This window comes from Catenuloplanes japonicus (genome assembly GCF_000717135.1).
In the GTDB taxonomy this organism is placed as follows: domain Bacteria; phylum Actinomycetota; class Actinomycetes; order Mycobacteriales; family Micromonosporaceae; genus Catenuloplanes; species Catenuloplanes japonicus.
In genome coordinates, this window is record NZ_JNXY01000024.1 from 102272 (window position 1) to 119257 (window position 16986).

At 70.6% G+C, this 16986-nt stretch carries 20 protein-coding genes; 10 read left to right on the forward strand and 10 right to left on the reverse strand.

The window, feature by feature from the left end:
* Positions 1-196 precede the first annotated feature (196 nt).
* The 3 genes from OP04_RS29560 to OP04_RS29570 are packed head-to-tail and all read left to right on the forward strand — an operon-like array spanning position 197 to position 3250.
* A complete protein-coding gene (locus OP04_RS29560) occupies positions 197-1513 on the forward strand; it encodes an ABC transporter substrate-binding protein (RefSeq protein WP_033343150.1) in 1317 nt (438 codons plus the stop codon).
* Positions 1510-2433, forward strand: coding sequence for a carbohydrate ABC transporter permease (locus OP04_RS29565; RefSeq protein WP_157240551.1), 924 nt, complete (start codon positions 1510-1512; stop codon positions 2431-2433). Before OP04_RS29560 ends, OP04_RS29565 begins: the two co-directional genes overlap by 4 nt.
* A gap of 1 nt (position 2434) precedes the next feature.
* A complete protein-coding gene (locus tag OP04_RS29570; protein ID WP_033343151.1) occupies positions 2435-3250 on the forward strand; it encodes a carbohydrate ABC transporter permease in 816 nt (271 codons plus the stop codon).
* Here OP04_RS29570 and OP04_RS29575 read toward each other — a convergent pair.
* Both OP04_RS29575 and OP04_RS29580 read right to left on the reverse strand, forming a co-directional pair.
* Positions 3228-4331 (reverse strand): RCC1 domain-containing protein, encoded by a 1104-nt coding sequence (locus OP04_RS29575; protein ID WP_033343321.1) that lies wholly within the window; start codon positions 4329-4331, stop codon positions 3228-3230. The genes OP04_RS29570 and OP04_RS29575 overlap by 23 nt on opposite strands.
* Positions 4332-4493: 162 nt before the next feature.
* Positions 4494-6191: an alpha/beta fold hydrolase gene (locus OP04_RS29580; protein ID WP_198154026.1), complete on the reverse strand. Its 1698-nt coding sequence runs from the start codon at positions 6189-6191 to the stop codon at positions 4494-4496.
* Positions 6192-6296: 105 nt separating this feature from the next.
* Between OP04_RS29580 and OP04_RS29585 the strand changes: the two genes are divergently transcribed.
* On the forward strand, positions 6297-6938 hold the full coding sequence (locus OP04_RS29585) for a response regulator (RefSeq protein ID WP_033343152.1): 642 nt from the start codon (positions 6297-6299) through the stop codon (positions 6936-6938).
* A gap of 116 nt (positions 6939-7054) precedes the next feature.
* Here the strand turns inward: OP04_RS29585 and OP04_RS29590 are convergent, their stop codons facing one another.
* The gene (locus tag OP04_RS29590) at positions 7055-7600 is read right to left on the reverse strand and encodes an NlpC/P60 family protein (protein ID WP_033343153.1); all 546 of its coding nucleotides are present in this window, start codon (positions 7598-7600) and stop codon (positions 7055-7057) included.
* A 93-nt stretch (positions 7601-7693) separates the two neighbouring features.
* Between OP04_RS29590 and OP04_RS29595 the strand changes: the two genes are divergently transcribed.
* The 3 genes from OP04_RS29595 (at position 7694) to OP04_RS29605 (ending at position 9819) form a co-directional block, all read left to right on the forward strand.
* The gene (locus tag OP04_RS29595) at positions 7694-8029 is read left to right on the forward strand and encodes a PadR family transcriptional regulator (RefSeq protein ID WP_033343323.1); all 336 of its coding nucleotides are present in this window, start codon (positions 7694-7696) and stop codon (positions 8027-8029) included.
* A complete protein-coding gene (locus OP04_RS29600) occupies positions 8026-8970 on the forward strand; it encodes a hypothetical protein (RefSeq protein ID WP_033343154.1) in 945 nt (314 codons plus the stop codon). The genes OP04_RS29595 and OP04_RS29600 overlap by 4 nt, the downstream gene beginning before the upstream one ends.
* A 309-nt stretch (positions 8971-9279) precedes the next feature.
* On the forward strand, positions 9280-9819 hold the full coding sequence (locus OP04_RS29605; RefSeq protein ID WP_033343155.1) for a hypothetical protein: 540 nt from the start codon (positions 9280-9282) through the stop codon (positions 9817-9819).
* A gap of 99 nt (positions 9820-9918) precedes the next feature.
* Here OP04_RS29605 and OP04_RS29610 read toward each other — a convergent pair whose 3' ends face one another.
* Complete coding sequence (locus tag OP04_RS29610) at positions 9919-10389, reverse strand: hypothetical protein (RefSeq protein WP_157240555.1); 471 nt, start codon at positions 10387-10389, stop codon at positions 9919-9921.
* A gap of 91 nt (positions 10390-10480) precedes the next feature.
* On the opposite strand from OP04_RS29610, the gene OP04_RS29615 reads away from it, so the two are divergent.
* A complete protein-coding gene (locus OP04_RS29615) occupies positions 10481-11212 on the forward strand; it encodes a hypothetical protein (protein WP_157240557.1) in 732 nt (243 codons plus the stop codon).
* Here the strand turns inward: OP04_RS29615 and OP04_RS29620 are convergent.
* The gene (locus OP04_RS29620) at positions 11149-11562 is read right to left on the reverse strand and encodes a MerR family transcriptional regulator (protein WP_063746708.1); all 414 of its coding nucleotides are present in this window, start codon (positions 11560-11562) and stop codon (positions 11149-11151) included. The two genes, OP04_RS29615 and OP04_RS29620, sit on opposite strands and share 64 nt — an antisense overlap.
* A 98-nt stretch (positions 11563-11660) precedes the next feature.
* On the opposite strand from OP04_RS29620, the gene OP04_RS29625 reads away from it, so the two are divergent.
* Complete coding sequence (locus OP04_RS29625; RefSeq protein ID WP_051799322.1) at positions 11661-11933, forward strand: alpha/beta fold hydrolase; 273 nt, start codon at positions 11661-11663, stop codon at positions 11931-11933.
* A 373-nt stretch (positions 11934-12306) separates the two neighbouring features.
* Here the strand turns inward: OP04_RS29625 and OP04_RS29630 are convergent, their stop codons facing one another.
* Complete coding sequence (locus tag OP04_RS29630; protein WP_033343157.1) at positions 12307-12675, reverse strand: EthD domain-containing protein; 369 nt, start codon at positions 12673-12675, stop codon at positions 12307-12309.
* 161 nt (positions 12676-12836) lie between these two features.
* Between OP04_RS29630 and OP04_RS52130 the strand changes: the two genes are divergently transcribed.
* Positions 12837-13718: a helix-turn-helix transcriptional regulator gene (locus OP04_RS52130; RefSeq protein ID WP_157240559.1), complete on the forward strand. Its 882-nt coding sequence runs from the start codon at positions 12837-12839 to the stop codon at positions 13716-13718.
* Between the two features lie 122 nt (positions 13719-13840).
* Here OP04_RS52130 and OP04_RS29640 read toward each other — a convergent pair whose 3' ends face one another.
* The 4 genes from OP04_RS29640 to OP04_RS29655 form a co-directional block, all read right to left on the reverse strand.
* Positions 13841-14779 carry an alpha/beta hydrolase gene (locus OP04_RS29640; protein ID WP_033343158.1) on the reverse strand — a complete coding sequence of 313 codons (939 nt, stop codon included), beginning with the start codon at positions 14777-14779 and terminating at the stop codon, positions 13841-13843.
* 11 nt (positions 14780-14790) lie between these two features.
* The gene (locus tag OP04_RS29645; protein WP_085066866.1) at positions 14791-15570 is read right to left on the reverse strand and encodes an NADP-dependent oxidoreductase; all 780 of its coding nucleotides are present in this window, start codon (positions 15568-15570) and stop codon (positions 14791-14793) included.
* 76 nt (positions 15571-15646) lie between these two features.
* Positions 15647-16501: a helix-turn-helix domain-containing protein gene (locus OP04_RS29650; RefSeq protein ID WP_033343159.1), complete on the reverse strand. Its 855-nt coding sequence runs from the start codon at positions 16499-16501 to the stop codon at positions 15647-15649.
* A gap of 136 nt (positions 16502-16637) precedes the next feature.
* Positions 16638-16985 carry a hypothetical protein gene (locus tag OP04_RS29655; protein ID WP_033343160.1) on the reverse strand — a complete coding sequence of 116 codons (348 nt, stop codon included), beginning with the start codon at positions 16983-16985 and terminating at the stop codon, positions 16638-16640.
* Position 16986 lies beyond the last annotated feature (1 nt).

The window sequence follows — 16986 nt, forward strand, 5'->3', positions numbered from 1 at the left end:
GGCATCGCCGAGGACACCATCCGGCGGCGGTTAGATTCCGAAAGTTTCGAGACCTTGACAGACGGGTTTCAGCACTTTTACGGTTGCGCCACCTCGTCCTCGGCGCGGCCCACCTCCTCTCGCGACCGCGCCAGGGCTTTCCGTGCACAAACGAACCCGGCAAGCGCAACCCAGCGTCTCGAGTACGGAGTTCCCCATGATCGGTAAAGCCTTGTCCCGACGTCACCTGCTCGGCCTCACCGCCGGTGCCGGTGTGGCCGCCGCGCTGTCGGCCTGCGGCAGCTCCGGCCCCGGTGCCGGCGCCACCGCCACCTACTGGTCGCTGAGCGGCCCGCCCGGTGAGGCGGCCCGGCAGGCCGCGATCGACCGGTTCAACGCGGCCAACCCGGACACCAAGATCGCACCGCAGTTCTTCCAGAACGACCCGTTCAAGCAGAAGATCAAGGCCGCGATCGGCGCCGGCGACGCGCCGACGATGATCTGGGGCTGGGGCGGCGGCACGCTCAAGGCCTACGCCGAGGCGGGCCAGGTCGACGACCTGACCGACTGGTTCGCACAAAACCCCGCGGTCAAGAACAAGCTGTTCCCCACCTCGTTCGGCGCGGCGACGGTGGACGGCAAGATCTGGGCGATGCCGCACGAGACCGTGCAGCCCATCTTGCTGTACTGGAACAAGAAGGTCTTCGAGCAGGTCAAGGCGGAGCCGCCGCAGTCCTGGGGCGACATCATGGACCTGGTGCCGAAGTTCAACGCGGCCGGCATCGCGCCGTTCGCGCTCGGCGGCCAGTCCCGGTGGACCAGCATGATGTGGCTGGAGCTGCTGCTCGACCGTACCGCCGGGTCGGAGGTCTTCGATCGGGTCTTCGCCGGCGAGGCGAATGCCTGGTCCGACCCCGCGGTCCTGGACATGCTCGGGAAAATTCAGCAGCTCGTCGCTGAAAACGGTTTCATTGACGGATTCTCCTCGATCACCGCCGACTCGAACGCGGACCAGGCGCTGCTCTACACCGGCAAGGCCGCGATGATGGTGCACGGCTCCTGGTCCTACGGCATCCAGGAGTCACAGGGCGGCGACTTCGTCAAGAACGACGGGCTCGGGTACATGAGCTTCCCGCCGGTCGACGGCGGCAAGGGCGACCCGTCGAACCAGGTCGGCAACCCCGGCCACTACCTGTCGATCTCGTCCAAGGCCACGCCCGAGGCCAAGGAGGTCGCGAAGAAGTTCTTCTCCACCGTCCTGCTGGACGACGCGGAGCAGAACGAGTGGATCAAGTCGGGCAACGTGCCGATCATCCAGGGCAGCGACAAGCTGTACGACACCTCGCCCAAGGGCCAGTTCCTCAAGTTCTGCTACGACACGTCGGTCAACGCCAAGATCTTCGCCCAGTCCTGGGACCAGGCGCTGTCCCCGACCGCCGCGACCACGCTGCTGGAGAACATCGCCAAGCTGTTCCAGAACCAGGTCAGCCCGCAGCAGTGGGTCGACAACATGAACGCGGTCATCGGCAAATGACCACGCTCGCTCCGCCCGCCGCGCGGATCACCGAGACCACCGCCCCCAGCGGCGGGCGGGGCGGCGCCCTGATCTGGCTGACGCTGCCCGCGCTATTGATCTTCACCGCGTTCGCCATCGTGCCGCTGTTCGGCGTGCTCGCGCTCAGCTTCACCACCTGGAACGGGCTCGGCACCATCCACCCGTCCGGCCTGGACAGCTGGAACACGGTGCTCACCGAGCCGGGCCTGCTGCACGCGCTCGGCATCACGTTCCTGATCATGGGGTTGTCCTGGCTCGTCCAGACGCCGGCCTCGGTCCTGCTGGGCGTCTTCCTGGCCGCGCACTTCCGCTACCGCGGATTCCTGGCCGTGCTCTACTTCATCCCGCTGCTGCTCAGCTCCGCCGCGATCGCGATCACCTACAAGTCGCTGCTCGACCCGAACTTCGGGATCGGCAGCGGCACCGGGCTCGGTTTCCTCAGCCAGGACTGGCTCGGCGACTCCACGCTCGCGGTCGGCATGCTGGTCTTCATCGTGTCCTGGCAGTACATCCCGTTCCACACGCTGATCTACCAGGGCGCGGTCCGGTCCATCCCCAAGACCATGTACGAGGCCGCGCTGATCGACGGCGCCGGCCGGGTCCGGCAGTTCTTCAGCATCACACTGCCGCAGCTGAAGTACACGATCATCACCTCGTCCACGCTGATGGTGGTCGGCTCGCTGACGCTCTTCGACCTGATCTACGTGCTGACCGCGGGCGGCCCCGGCGACGCGACCCGGGTGCTGGCGCTGGACATGTACGAGACCGGCTTCGGCAAGAGCCTGATGGGCCCGGCCAGCGCGATCGCGGTCATCCTGGTCCTGGTCGGCCTGCTGCTGTCCCAGCTGCTGCGGCGGCTCGGCGGTCGCGGCGACGAGAGCCAGCAGGAGGGGGTCTGAGATGCGGCGCAACTGGATCGGCGGCTCGCTCGCCTGGCTGTGGCTCATCGTCGCCATGGTGCCCATCTACTGGGTGGTGATCACCAGCTTCAAGACGCAGGCGTCGTACTTCATCACCAACACGTTCGCGCCGCCGACCGAGCCGATCCTGGACAACTACCAGGACGTGCTGGAGGCCGGCTTCGTCCGGTACTTCCTGAACAGCGTGACCGTCTCCGTCGGCGCCGTGGTCCCGGCCGTCGCGGTCTCGTTCATGGCCGCCTACGCGATCGTCCGCGGCGCCGGCAACCGGTGGCTGCGCTCGATCAACTCGGTGTTCATGCTCGGCCTGGCCATCCCGCTGCAGGCCGTGGTCATCCCGGTCTACCTGATCATCATCCGGCTGCAGATGTACGACACGCTGGCCGCGATCATCCTGCCCTCCATCGCGTTCGCCATCCCGCTCTCCGTGCTCGTCCTGGCGAACTTCATCCGGGACGTGCCGAAGGAGCTGTTCGAGTCGATGCGCGTGGACGGGGCGGGCGAGTGGGGGACGATGTGGCGGCTCGCCTTCCCACTCACCCGGCCCGCGCTGGTCACCGTGGCCATCTACAACACGCTGAGCATCTGGAACGGCTTCATCCTGCCGCTGATCCTGACCCAGAGCGAGGACCAGCGCACGATGCCGCTCGCGCTCTGGACGTTCCAGAGCGAGTACGGGGTGAACACGCCCGCGATCGCCGCCTCGGTCACGCTCACCACCGTCCCGATCGTGCTGGCCTACGCGATCGGCCGCCGCCAGCTGCTCAGCGGTCTCACGGCAGGGTTCGGTAAGTGATCAGGCGCGGACTGATCGTGGTGCCGTCACCGGTCTGACCACTCCAGTTCGCACCCCAGCACCACAGGCTCCCATCGGTACGGACGGCACAGACGTGGTAACCCGCGGCGATCCCGCTGGTCCACGTCGTGCCGGTCCCGACCCGTACCGGCGTGAACCGGTGGGTGGTCGTCCCGTCGCCCACCTGCCCGTTCGCGTTGTTGCCCCAGCACCACAGGCTTCCATCGGTACGACTCGCGCACGTGGTGTCGTTGCCGACGTTCACCCCGGCCCAGCTCGTGCCGCCCACCTCGACCGGCGCGGTCTGATAGGTGGTGCCGACGCCCAGCTGCCCGTAGCCGTTCTCACCCCAGCACCAGAGCGTCCCGTCGGCACGCGTGGCGCAGGTGAACGTGTAACCCGCGGTCACGGTCGCCCAGGTCGTCGCGGTCCCGACCTGCGTCGGCGACGTCTTGTAGAGCAGGCTGCCCACGCCGAGCTGCCCGCTGGAGTTGTCCCCCCAGCACCACAGCGTCCGGTCCGTGCGCGTGGCGCAGGTGTGCGCGAACCCGAGCGTCACACTGCGCCACGTGGTCGCGGTGCCGACCTGGAGCGGTGTCGTGGCCACGTAGACGGAGCCGTCCTGGCCGAGCTGGTTGTGCCGGTTGAAGCCCCAGCACCACAGCGTGCCGTCGGTGCGGGTGGCGCAGGTGTGGTTGCTGCCCGCGTTGACGTCCGCCCAGGTGGCGGCGGTGCCGACGCGCACCGGCGAGGTGCGGTTGGTGGTGCTGCCGTCGCCGAGCTGGCCGCGGAAGTTCCCGCCCCAGCACCACAGCGTGCCGTCGGTGCGGGTCGCGCAGGTGTGGCCGGTGCCCGCGTCCACGGTGGCCCAGTTCGTGGCGTCGCCGACGCGTACCGGCGTGGTGCGGTTGGTCGTGGTCCCGTCCCCGAGCTGGCCGCTGGTGTTCCCGCCCCAGCACCACAGCGTCGCGTCCGTGCCGATCGCGCAGGTGTGCTCGTGCCCTTCCGCCACCTTCGCCACAGCTGCGGGCGCGTCCGCCGATGCCGGGCTCGCCGGCCCACCGACCGCTCCGATGACCATCACCACTGCGATGATCGCCCTGTGCAAGATCCTCATACGTCCTCCAGGAAGCGTGCGCCGATTCGAGCCGGTGGGAGCGCTTCCACGGAGTAAACCATCGACAGATAACGATATCAATGGGGGCGGCGTGGATCTCCACGCCGCCCCCGTCTCACCGATCGGTTACCGGTTCACCTCGCTGATCATGGACTGGGCGGCGGCGCGCAGCTCGGGGAGCGGCACGATCGACGCGGCGGCCACGCGCGGGGCGGCGGAGCTGCGGACCGGGCCCGGGACCGGGAAGACCGAGGTCTCGCCGGGCAGCGGGATGCCGGGGCAGGTCACCGAACCGGGGCGGGAGTTGTGCAGCAGGAAGACGTTGACCATGCCGTCGACGCACGGGTTGCCCTCGAGCGCGTACTGCCCGTGGAACGGGCTGTCGTCCACCGACACCATGGTCACGCCGGGCGCGGCCCGGACGGCGGAGCCGGCCTGCTCGTACCCGGTCTGCGGGTCGAACTCGCCCTGCACCACCAGCACCCGGCCGGCCACCGACGCGGGCAGCTGCGGCAGCTGCTGACGCGGTGCGTCGGACCAGAAGCCGCACACCTCGCCGATGCCGTACTGCCAGCCGAACAGCGGGAACTCCGGGCCCTGCCGGTCGCTGAGCCGCTTGTACCACTCGGCCGTGCGCGTCGGCTGGTCGTTGCAGGCCACGGCGAAGCGCGTGGTCGGTGCCAGCGCGTAGTCCTCCGGGTCGTCCGCGAGCACCCGCGCCACGGCCGAGAGGGTCAGCGACGCCAGCGGCACGCCGAACCGCTCGCGCGACACCGTGTCCGCCGTCGGCGCCAGACCGGAGGCGGCAAGCGTCCCGGCCGGATCCTCGCTCACGCCCGCGACCAGGATCGACGCGGCCAGCACCCAGCTGAACGGCGAGCCCAGGGCGACGAAGACCTGGTCGTAGAGGTCCGGGCTGACGCCGAGTCCGGCGTAGACCGCGCGAGCCTTCTCCCAGTTCGCGGCCACCTCGGCCGGGGTCGCGCCGAGCTCGGCCGGGAACTGCCGGCTCGCCCAGGCCAGGAACGTGTCGTCGAACAGGCGCTGGTTGATCGGCGGCCACGCCTCGAACGCGGCCTGCAGCCGGCCCTGGAAGTTGACGCTGGAGTCGAGCACGACCTTGCCGGCGCTGTCCGGGAACAGCGAGGCGTACTTCGCGCCGAGCCAGGTCCCGTAGGAGTAGCCCAGGTAGTCCAGCTTCGGCTCGTCCAGCAGGATCCGGATGAGCTCCATGTCGTACGCGGTCTGCCAGGTGGTGATGTACGGCGCGAGCGCCTCGCTCTGGCAGGCCTCCGCGATCGCGCGCGGCTGCTTCTGGTGCTCCGCGATGCTGTCCTTGGAGCGGTCGCGCGCGTCCAGGTCGGTGCGCTGGGAGAGCCGGTCGAGCGGCACCTCACAGGTCTCCGGGTCGAAGCCGCCCTCCTGGCCGGTGCCACGCGGGTCCATGCCGATCATCGAGTACCGCTCGTGGACCTGCGGCTGGAGCGCGGCCAGGATGCCGGGCAGCGACGTGCCCTGCCCGCCCGGCCCGCCGGGGTTGATCAGCATCGAGCCGAGGTGCGCGCCGGTGGAGGCGACGCGGCTGATCGAGACCTGCATGGTCTTCCCGTTGCCGGGCGTGGCCCAGTCGCGGGGCACGGTTATCAGCGCGCACTCGCTGGGCGCCGCTTCCGGTATCGACTCGAACGCGCACGCGCCCCAGGAGACGTCCTGGTCCGCGAACGCGTCGAACGGGCCGGCGGCGGCACTGGCCGGGACCTCCGTGGTGGCCAGCACGAGCATGGTGGTGAGGACGAACGCCGTACCGGCGGTCGGTCTGCGCACGGTAGTCCTTTCGTGGCAGGAATCTGACGTCTTCGATCCCAGCACCGCGCGCCCCACTCGTCCACATTGGGAGCAATGGGGTAGTACTTTCGGCCGATGACCCCGATGCCGATCCGCGTCCTGGTAGCCGACGATCAGAGCCTGGTCCGGACCGCGTTCCGGCTCATCCTCGACGCCGAGCCGGACATCGAGGTGATCAGCGAGGCCGCCGACGGGGAGTCCGCGGTCCGTCTCGCCCGCCGACTGCGCCCCGACGTGACGCTGATGGACATCAGAATGCCCAAACTCGACGGGGTACGCGCGACAGCGCTGCTGGCCGGCCCGGACGTGATCGACCCGCTGAAGGTCGTGGTGGTCACCACCTACGACGTGGACGAGAACGTCTACGCCGCGCTGCAGGCCGGCGCGTCCGGCTTCCTGCTCAAGGATGCCGGCGCGGGCTGGCTGGCCGAGGCGATCCGCGCCGCGGCCAGGGGCCAGGCGATCGTCTCACCGTCCGTGACCGTGCGCCTGCTGCGCCACCTCCCCCGCGCCGCCGACCACCCCGCGGACCTGCCGCTGACCGCCCGGGAGCTGGACGTGGCGCTGGCCGTGGCCCGCGGCCGGACCAACGCGGAGATCGCGCTGGACCTGTCCATCTCGCTGTCCACGGTCAAGTCGCACCTGGCGAGCGTGCAGGAGAAGCTGGAGGCGCGGAACCGTACCGAGATAGCGATCTGGGCCTGGCGTCACGGGCTCATCGAGTGAGCCGCTCCCAGTTCCCGGCGCCGATCGCCACCTCCTGCTCGTGCGTGAACGGCGCGTTCTCCAGGAACGTGCGCGCCACTGCACCTGCTCGGCGAGTGGCCGGAACGGCTGGGCGCCTAGACGATGTGGCGGTACCGGAACGGGCGGTAGAGCGGGTCGACGGTCACGGTCTTGCGCGTCATCGCGCCGGCCTTGCTGCTGGCCTCGACGACGGTCGCCCGGGTCTTCGCCGCGTCGAGCCAGACCTCGAACAGCCTGACGTGGTCATTGCCGCGCCGTTTGGGGTTGACGTGGAGCAGGATGTCGCCCGGCAGCAGCTCGCTCCACTCGATCGGCGTGCAGACGCGCGGCAACTCCCAGGTGACCAGCGCCCGGCCGTACCGCGGGTCGCGGGGATCGATCGCCAAGGCCATGCAGACGAAGCCGGAGCAGTCCGGGCGGTAGCGACGGCCCCGGTTCACGTCCCACACGGGCCGGCCGTTGTCCTGCGAGTAGCGCACCCGCCGGGTCAGCCAGTCGTAGGCACGGGCCATCACCTGGGCGCGCGTGACCGTACCCCCGTAAATGATCTTCTGTTTCGGTGCGGCGAACGCCGCGCCCGGAAGGCCTGCGCCGCCCGCCAGGACCGCGCCGGCCAGGACAAAGTGTCTACGGTTCACCATTCGCCATCGTGGCACGTCAGCACGGGCGCCGGTGGCCGAACGACCGCATAACTTTGCTACCGATATATCCTCGGAGGCGATATGGTGCCGGACGTGGAGACACCACTGCGAGAACCCACGTTCCTGATCCTGACCGCGCTGGCCGGCGAACCACTGCATGGCTACGGCTTGATCGCCGAGGTGGACCGGCTGTCCGGCGGGCGCGTCGCACTGCGGCCCGGCACGCTCTACGGCGCGCTCGACCGCCTCGTCGACGCCGGCCTGGTCTCGGTCGCGCGCGAGGAGGTGGTCGACAGCCGCCTGCGCCGCTACTACCGGCTGTCCGACGACGGCACGGCGGTGCTGGCCGAGGAGACCGAACGCATGCGGCGCAACGTTGAGGCTGCCACCGCGCGACTGCGGCCGCTGCTCGGGCCCGGTCTCGCATGAACGACCTGGAACGCCGCTACCACCGCCTGATCCGCCTCTTCTACCCGGCTGCCTACCGGCACGAGCGCGCGAGCGAGATCGTCGGCACCTACCTGGACCTGACCACGCCCGGACAGCGCCGGCCCTCGCCCGCCGACGTGGCCGACCTGGCCGCCGGCGGCCTCCGCCAGCGGCTGCGCACGGCCGGGGCGGCCGGCCTGGGCGCCGCGATGCCGCTGGCCGCGATGCTGGCGCTGCCGACCGCCACGATGATCGCGGCCGCCGGGCTGATGGTGGAGTTGATCCCGGTCATCGACGACATCGGCCCGGCCCGGCGCGGCGCGATCGCCCCGCTCGGTATCGGCGTGTGGGCCGCGTGGGTGCTGGTCGCCGTCGCCCACCTCGTCGCGCCCAGCCGGTGGACCCGCCGCGCGATCGGTGCCGCGCTCGCCCTCACGGCCACGGTCATTCCGGTCTCGGCGATCATCGGCGAGCCGCGCCCGCCACTGTTCACGCTGGTGCCGCAGCTGGCGCTCGGTCTGGTCGCGCTCGGCATCCCGGCACGTCCACTGCGCCTGCTGCCGCTGGCGGGCGTGGCCGTGGGAATACCGGCCTCCGGGCTCCTTTTCCCGACCGGCTTCTACTACGGCTACGGCGCGGACGCGCTCTCCTGTGCCGCCGTGATACTGCTCGCCGCGGCCGTGCTCCTTCTTGTACTGCGCAACGACTTCCGCGCCCTGTGGGCACTGCTGACGCTGCTCGGCCCGATCGGCCTGCTGTCCCTCCACCCGCTGTCCCGCGCCGCCGGCTACCGGAACCCGACCGTCGCGAGCCTGGCAGTGACGGCGCTCGCGGTCACGCTCACCACGTCCGCCCTGCTCCTGATCACCCTCACCGCCCGCGAACGCTCCACCCGGCACCTGCACGCCGGACCGCTGCCACCCCAGCGCGCCGAAACCTGACCGCAGAAACACCGCGTGCGGGCCACGGTCACGCACCCCACCCGTTCGAGCCCGAGGGCCTGCGGGGCACAGACAGCGGCGCCGTCTCGGCCGCGTTTCTTGCAAGATCAAGATCCAGTTCATTGTCCCGCTTCCAGCGTGGCCCGGCAGCGTTGCTCCCGCGGGCAAACCTCGCGCCGGGCTCCGCCGGCGCTCCGCACGGCGCGAGGAGCCGGTCACGCCGTGGTCCGGCACACCCGTTGTGGCACACAGCATCGGCACGCGCACCGTCTGGTTGGCACGGGCCCGCCCGCCGGGAAGAGTGACGTCATGACGTGCATCGTGGGGATCACGGACGGGCGGACCGTCACCATCGGAGGCGACTCGGCCGGAAGCGACGGCTGGCACGTCGCGGTACGGTCCGACTCCAAGGTGTTCCAGGTCGGCCCGTACCTGATGGGCTTCACCACCAGCTACCGCATGGGCCAGCTCCTGCGCTACTCCCTCGACGTCGGCGAGCCCGACACCTGGGACGTCGACCGTTTCATGGTCACCACGTTCATCGAGGCCGTCCGCGAGTGCCTCTCCACCGGCGGCTACGCCCGCACCGAGAACGGCCAGGAACAGGGCGGCCAGTTCCTCGTCGGCATCCACGGCCGCCTCTACGTCGTCGGCGAGGACTACCAGATCGGCCACACCATCTCCGGCTACGCCGCCGTCGGCTCCGGCTACCTGGTCGCCCTCGGCTCCCTGCACTCCACGTCCAAAACCCCGATCAGCAGCCGCCGCCGCGCGGAAATGGCCCTTCAGGCCGCCACCGACCTCACCGAGGGCGTCCGCCCGCCCTTCACGGTGCTCCAGTCCGAGTGAGCCCCTCGGGTCTGAATGCCGGCCGGCACCGTTGCGCCACAACAACCGCCGCAGCGCAGGGCTTCGCGATCGCCGTGCCGCAGGGGCGGTGCCGGCCCGTCACGACAGCCGCTGCACCGCTTCCCGCACCGCATGATCGACCTGGCCACGGTCGTACCCTCGCAACCGCACCCGGAAGTCCGCGCCCCGCAACGCATCCCGCGCCGCAGCCCGCGCGAACGCGTCGTCCGACTGCGCCGCCGCGTCGCACCGCGCGAACGCCTCATCCACCTCCGTCATGTCGTACCCGCGCAGCACCACCACGAACGACGACGTCATCAGGGACCCCAGCGGCGCATCCGGGACCGCCACCGATCCCAGCCCTTCCAGCCGCTCCCGGACCGCATCGTCGACCTGACCCCGGTCATACCCCCGCAACACCACCGCCAGCGCCGGATTCTGCAACGCCTCCCGCGCCGACCCCCGCACCGCCTCGTCCGGCGAGGCAAGGGCCGCATCCGCCTGGCCGATGAGCCGTTCCACCTGTCCCCTGTCATAACCACGCAGCACGACAGCGAAGTCTGATGTCATGCCCCACACGGTAACGGCGCCGTCCACAAGCGCCCTGTGCCGCAGAGCTCCGGTCACGACCGTCGTTGACCGATGACATTAACGTCGATGCATGCGTCGAAACTGTGCGGTGGCCGTGGTGCTGGTGGTGGCGGGCGCGGTCGTACTCGCGGGATGTGGGTCGGAAGAGCCGGTGGTGGCGCCGGGTGAGCTGTTCGGGGAGTACGCGGCCTCGACCGAGGTGCGCAACGACCGCTTTCCCAGCATCGGCGGGTCGAGTGAGGACCGGCTGGCGAACTTCGCCTCGATGGGTACGCCCGACCAGCTGGCCGGCGCCCTGCTGCGCACGTTCGAGTGCGACGACGACGCCTCGCCGAGCCGCGCCGAGGCCAACCGGTGCGAGCTCAGCGGCGCGGTGCTCAAGGCCGCGGACGAGTTCAGCGGGACCGGCACGGCGCCCCTGGGCCGCTCCCTGCTGGTCAAGCACGACGACGGCACGCTCGCGCTGGTCACGGTCTTCGTCATACAGCGGCCGGACGGCCAGGCCCGCCTGATCGACGCCAACGGCGACACCTACGCCGACCTGCAGGACTTTCGCTCCGGCAACGACCTCCTCACCCACGACGACACGGTCCTGACGCTGGAGGACATCACCTCCGTGCCGGGCGACGGCGACGTGGTCGTGGTCAGCGGCCACACGCCACCGATCTGGCCCTGGATCCTGACCGCGGTCGCCGTCGCGCTGCTCATCGCCGCCATTGCCGGCCTCGTCGTGCGCCGCTACCGGGCTGCCCGGGACCCCCTGCTGACCCCGCTGCCGCCGCTCGCCCCCGAGGAGGACTGACACATCGCGAGCTGGTCGAGGTGGCCGGCGACGGCGTCGCGCTGCCGCGTCAGGTGACGTAACTGCACCTCAAGTTCGTCGCGCCGCTGCTCGAAGCTCCTCCGCGAGTGCTCGCACATCTCGAACTCGGGGCGATCCCCCAGCGCGCAGGGAAGAAGGGAGCGCGCCATGTCGGAATTGAAGCCCATGCGCAGGAGCGCGACGATGTGTCTCACCACGGTGGGCGCGTCGTCGGCGTAGACGCGATATCCGTTGTCCAGACGCAGCGGGACCAGCAGTTCCTGCTCCTCGTAGTAGCGCAGCGCACGCCTGCTCACGCCGGTCAGGGCGGCCAGTTCCCCGATCCTCATGTCTTGACCTTCACGCCGACGTCACCTCATACGGTCGCATCATGATCTCGACAACGCCGCCGGCGGGCCCGGTCCTTCCCCCGCGGAGGGTCTTCATCGTGCACGGCTACCGCGCACACCCCGGCGCCCACTGGTTCCCCTGGCTGCACGAGGAACTGGCTGCCGGCGGCATCGACGTGACCCCGCGGATCGCACAGACCCACGCCATCTATTCCGACAACGACCCGATCGTCCCACCGCAGGCGTCCGCCGCCCTCGCCGCCCGCCTGCACTCGACGGTCCACGTCATCCCCCACGGCGGACATTTCCTCACGACCGACGGTTTCACCACTTTTCCCGCAATCCTGCCCATCCTGAAACCAGCACCGTGACCGAGCACGCCGGCACCTGGCCGGCCGAGGCGCGGCCTTCTCGGATCGGGCGAGCAAGCCGAGTGCCTCGTCTACTGGTCGACGGTGAAGATGACGGCGAGGTGGGTGGCTGCAGTCCAGCGGCTCGCCGGCCCATTCGCCCATCTCGGGTCTGCCGACGACGTCGCGCAGCTCGGCGTCGTCGCGGGTCGCCATCAGCGCGGCTTCCTGCGCCGCCGTGAGTGCGACATACAGTCCACGACAACGCATGATCCACAGGGTACGGGCGTGCGAGCGCAAACCGGCTCGCACGCCTGAAACGCGGCGTTGCTACACGCTGATGCGCACTGTCCTATGTCAACGGCGTACCGGCGCCGCGCAAAAACGTCCGCGGTCAGCGGAGTACTGCCGACGGTGCGAGAACCCGATCGACCACGACATCTTCCTCGCAGACCATCTGCTGGACCGAGGTGAGGTCGACGAAGTTCACGTGGTCCGGGTCGACGATCTTCTGGAAGTTGTCGCTGAGGAAGAGCGCTTCGAGGTCGGACATGGAGTCGAACCACGCCTCGACGATCGAGTCGAAGTCCGGGCCGGGATGCCGGGGCGCCGGCACCGGGCAGGACACGACGAGCCGGCGAAGGTACCGCTCCGTCTCCGGGATCGACATCAGCAGCGGCCGGTGCTTCTCCCTCTGGTAGTCGACGAATTCGTCGTGGGTCAGGTGCTCGGCACGCTTGAGCGCGAGAATCATCTTGATCATGAGGTGGGTCCTTCGCGGGTTCGGCTTCGGCGAGCCCCGGCACGCCGGATGCTTCGCACGCGGTCGACTCTGCCCGGCTCGCCCGCACGTGCCCAGAGCCGCGCGATGCTGGTGGCCGGACCACCAGGCTGCACCCGGTGGTCCGTGAGAGGGTGATCGACATGGCAAACGTGCGCACGCGCGAACTCGGCGTCTACCTGCGCGCGCGCCGCGACCGCCTTTCGCCGGAGGACGTGGGCCTGCCCGGCGGTGGCGGCCGGCGACGGGTCAAAGGACTGCGCCGGGAGGAGGTGGCGGTGCTGGCGAACGTCGGGTGCACCTGGTACACGTGGCTGGAGCAGGGACGCGATGTGCAGCCGAGCCGCGAGGTCCTGCTCGGCATCGCCGCCGCCCTGCGGCTGTCCAGGGACGAGCGCCGTCATCTGTTACTGCTCGGCGGGCATCCCGGCGCCGAGCAGGCGCCTGCCTCCGAGCGGGTCGACGGTCAGGTGCAGGCGCTGCTGGACCAGCTCGCGCCGTCTCCGGCGGTCGCGATGACACCCTGGTTCGCGCCGGTGGCCTACAACGCGCAGTTCCGGTTCATGGTCGACGACATCGAGTCGATACCGGAGACGGATCGTAACTGTGCGTACCTGCATTTCACCCACCCGGACTGGATCGCCGGGGATGCCGACCACGAGCGGGAGTGCGCCGCGCTCGTGGCCAGACTCCGTGCGTACCAGGGCGAGTCGGTGACCGATCCTGCCTGGAAGCCGTTGCTGGCGCGGCTCCGGGCCGATTCGCCGCTGTTCGCGCGTCTCTGGGGTCAGGCGGACGTGGCCACCGTCTCGCAGAAGGCCAAGCGCGTCCTGTCTCTGCACGTCGGCATGCTGGCGCTCCGCCCGCTCACGATGCGGCTCCAGGACAATCCGCACACCCGGGTGGTCGTCTACCAGCCCGACGACCACCTCACCCGGGAACGGCTGGCGGAGCTCACCCGGCGGATCGCCGCCGGCCACCTCGACGGGCCGGCGAAGGTGCGACGCCTGCGGTCGGTGTCCTGAATCGCCTCACGAACGGCGGTCGCGGTGCAGAATCCCGCGGGCGGTCCTCTCGTCGGGCTCCGCTGCGGTGCTCCGGCGTGCGAGCGCGGGGTGAACGCTCGCACGCCCGGAAAGCGGCGGTGCTACAGGGATGTAAGGACGCGGATGCGGTCGGCGAGGGCGCGGCGGGCCACGTCGGAGGTGAAGGCGATCGAGTCGAACTCGTGCGGGGCACCCGGGTGGAGGTGGAATTCGACCGGGACGCCGCCGCGGCTGAGCGTGGTGGCGTAGGCGAGATCCTCGTCGCGGAAGACGTCGATCTGCCCCACCTCGATGTAGGCCGGCGGTAGCCCGGTGGCGTCGTCGAGCCGGGCGGGAGCGGCCGTGGGCGGGACGTCGGGCCCGCCGGCCGCCTCGCCGAGCAGTGCGGGCCAGGCGGTGCGGCTGTCGTCGTAGGACCACAGCGCGTACCCCTCGATGTGGGGGTCGGGTGTGACCGGCCGGTCGTCGAGCATCGGCATGATCAGCAGCTGGCGGGCGATCCTCGGGCCGCCGCGCTCGCGGGTCAGGATGGTCAGCGCGGCTGCCAGGCCGCCGCCGGCGCTGTCGCCCATCACGCCGATCCGCTCCCGGTCGACGCCCAGTTCGGGGGCGCGGTCGTGCAGCCAGCGCAGTGCGGCATAGGCGTCCTCAAGCGGTACCGGGAACGGGAATTCGGGCGCGCGTCGATACTCCACGGACAGCATGGGTACGCCGGAGGCCGACACATAACGGGCGACCGGCCCGTCGAACAGGTCGATGTGGCCGAAGATGTATCCGCCGCCGTGGAAGAAGAGCACGGCCGGGCCCGGTGTCGCGCCGTCCTTGACGTACCAGCGGACGGTGATCTGTGTGCCGTCGGCGGCGGTGACGGTGTGGTCGGTCATGGTGACGTCGGCGGGAAACGCCTGGGCGTTGCTCGCGGCGCCGATGACCGGTTCCCAGAAGGCACGACGGCCCTCGATGTCGCCGACCGCGGGTGGTGTGACGCCGGCCATCGGGGCCAGCGCCGCGGCGATCTCGGGATCCAAGGACAGTGACATGACGGTTTCTCCTAGGAAAGGACGACGACGGTCTTGCCCGGCAGCTCGCCGGCGGCGGCCTGGGCGTGGAGTGCGGGCAGGTCGGCCAGCGCGACCCGCTGGGCGATCTCGACGCGCAGCTCGCCGGTGCCGATGCGGGCGGCCAGGTCGGCGAGCTGGTCTGCGTCGCTGCGGACGAACAGGTTGATGCCCCGCACGCCGCGCGCCTCGTCGGAGGGGGCGGGCATCCAGACCGTGGTGTTGACGAGCGTGCCGCCGTCGCGGATCAGCGTGACCAGCGCGGCCAGCTGTTCCGGGGTGACCGGCGCGAGGTTGACGACGAGGTCGACCGGTGTGGTCACGTCGATGGCGCTGCCGTAGTCGAGGACCTCGTCCGCGCCCGCGGCCTCGGCCCGTGCGGTGCTGCGCGGGCCGGCGGTGGCGATCACGTGGGCGCCGGCCTCCTTGGCCAGCTGCACCGCGTATCCGCCGACCGCGCCGCCGGCGCCGTTGATCAGCACTCGCTGCCCGGCGGTCAGCTTGCCGTGGTCGAACAGCGCCTGCCACGCGGTCAGGCCCACCAGCGGGAACGCGGCCGCGTCGGCGAGCGGGAGGTTCCGGGGCGCGCCGGTGAGGATCTCGGCCGGCGCGATCACGTACTCCGCGGACGCGCCGGCGCCGGTCATCGGCAGGAAGCCGACGACCTGGTCGCCGACCGCGATCTCGTCCACGCCGTCGCCGAGCGCGTCGACCGTGCCGGCGACGTCGAGGCCGGGCGTGTGCGGCAGCACGACCGGGATCGGGCCCTGCATGAACCCGGCCCGACCTGCTTCCGTGAGCGCCGCCGTGTCTCGGCGACGTCACTGAATTTCGCAGGATCGTGCGCGGTTATCCTGGGCCGGACTGGCCCACCTTGATGATCGTCGGCTCGCCGGCGTCGTCGAGGATCTCGGCGAGGCGTGCCGCGTCGGCCGAGCCGGGCGCCGCGGTGAGCATCAGCGCGGCAAGGTCGTCGCCGGGGATGGCGAGCAGGCTGCCGACGAGCGTGACGGCGCCGGCCTCCGGGTGGATGAACGCGGCGCTGCTCTCGTAGGCCGCGACCGGCCGCGGCTCGCGCCACAGCGTGTCGAACAGGCGGCTCCGGCTGCGCATCTCGTCCACCAGCGCGGCCAGTGACGCGTCCGCGGGATAGCGCAGCACCGCACCGCGCAGGCGGGCGACGAGGACCGCCTGATGATCGGTCGCGTCGGCCGCGGACTGCTTGAAACCGTCGAACGGATCGCAGAAGGTACGCCAGGCGATGTTCCACTCCCACGGGTCACCGTTGAGGTGCCAGTGCCCGAGGGCCAGGAACGCGCTGTTCACGGCCACCAGGTTCATCGCGGCGTCGGAGACGAACATCGGCGTGTCGGTGAACCGTTCCAGCAGCCGCATCGCGCCCGGACCGACGTCGGTCGGCACCTGCCCGTCCGCGGCGGCGTACCCGGCCAGCGCGGCGAGCCGCTCGTAGTCCGCCCGGCCGACGCGCAGCGCGCGGGCGATCGCGTTGACCACGCCGGCCGACGGGTGGCTGCGTCCCTGCTCCAGCCGGCGCACGTAGTCGGCGGACATTCCGGCGAGGTCGCCGAGCTCCTCCCGCCGCAGCCCCTGCACGCGGCGGCGGCCGCCGGGCAGCCCGAGCGCGGCCGGGTCCGTACTCTCCCGCAACTGGCGCACCGCGGCGCCGAACTCGTCACGTTCCACGGGCCAAGTGTGCCTGGCACCGTGGACGACCGGTCCGGCGACGGCTCTGGCCGGCGGCCTCGCAGCTCGGGGTCAGCTGTCGGGGCGGACTACCTCCGCGCGCGTGCGGTGACGGCGGCCGGACTGAAGGAACCGCTCAACCCGCGTCCAGCGCGGCGGCGCGCGCCTCGAGGCCGGCGGCGATGCCGTCCCACTCCGGGCCGTACAGCCACAGGCTCTGGGCGGCCTCGCGCAGCAGCTGCGGGTCGTCCGGGCGCTGGAGAAGGGCCAGGCGGTAGGCGAGGTTGCGGATCCAGACCGGCAGCAGGCCGTCGACCAGGTGCGGGCTCAGCTCGTGCAGCATGGCCACGATCGCGTCCGCGTCCGCGAACGTCAGCTCCTCGACGAAGGATCGATCGTCGTGGTCCTCGGCGCAGCGCGGGGCATCGGGCTGATACTCGTCGCCGAAGCGGCACCGGGCGTGTTCCGTGAGCGTACTGTGCATG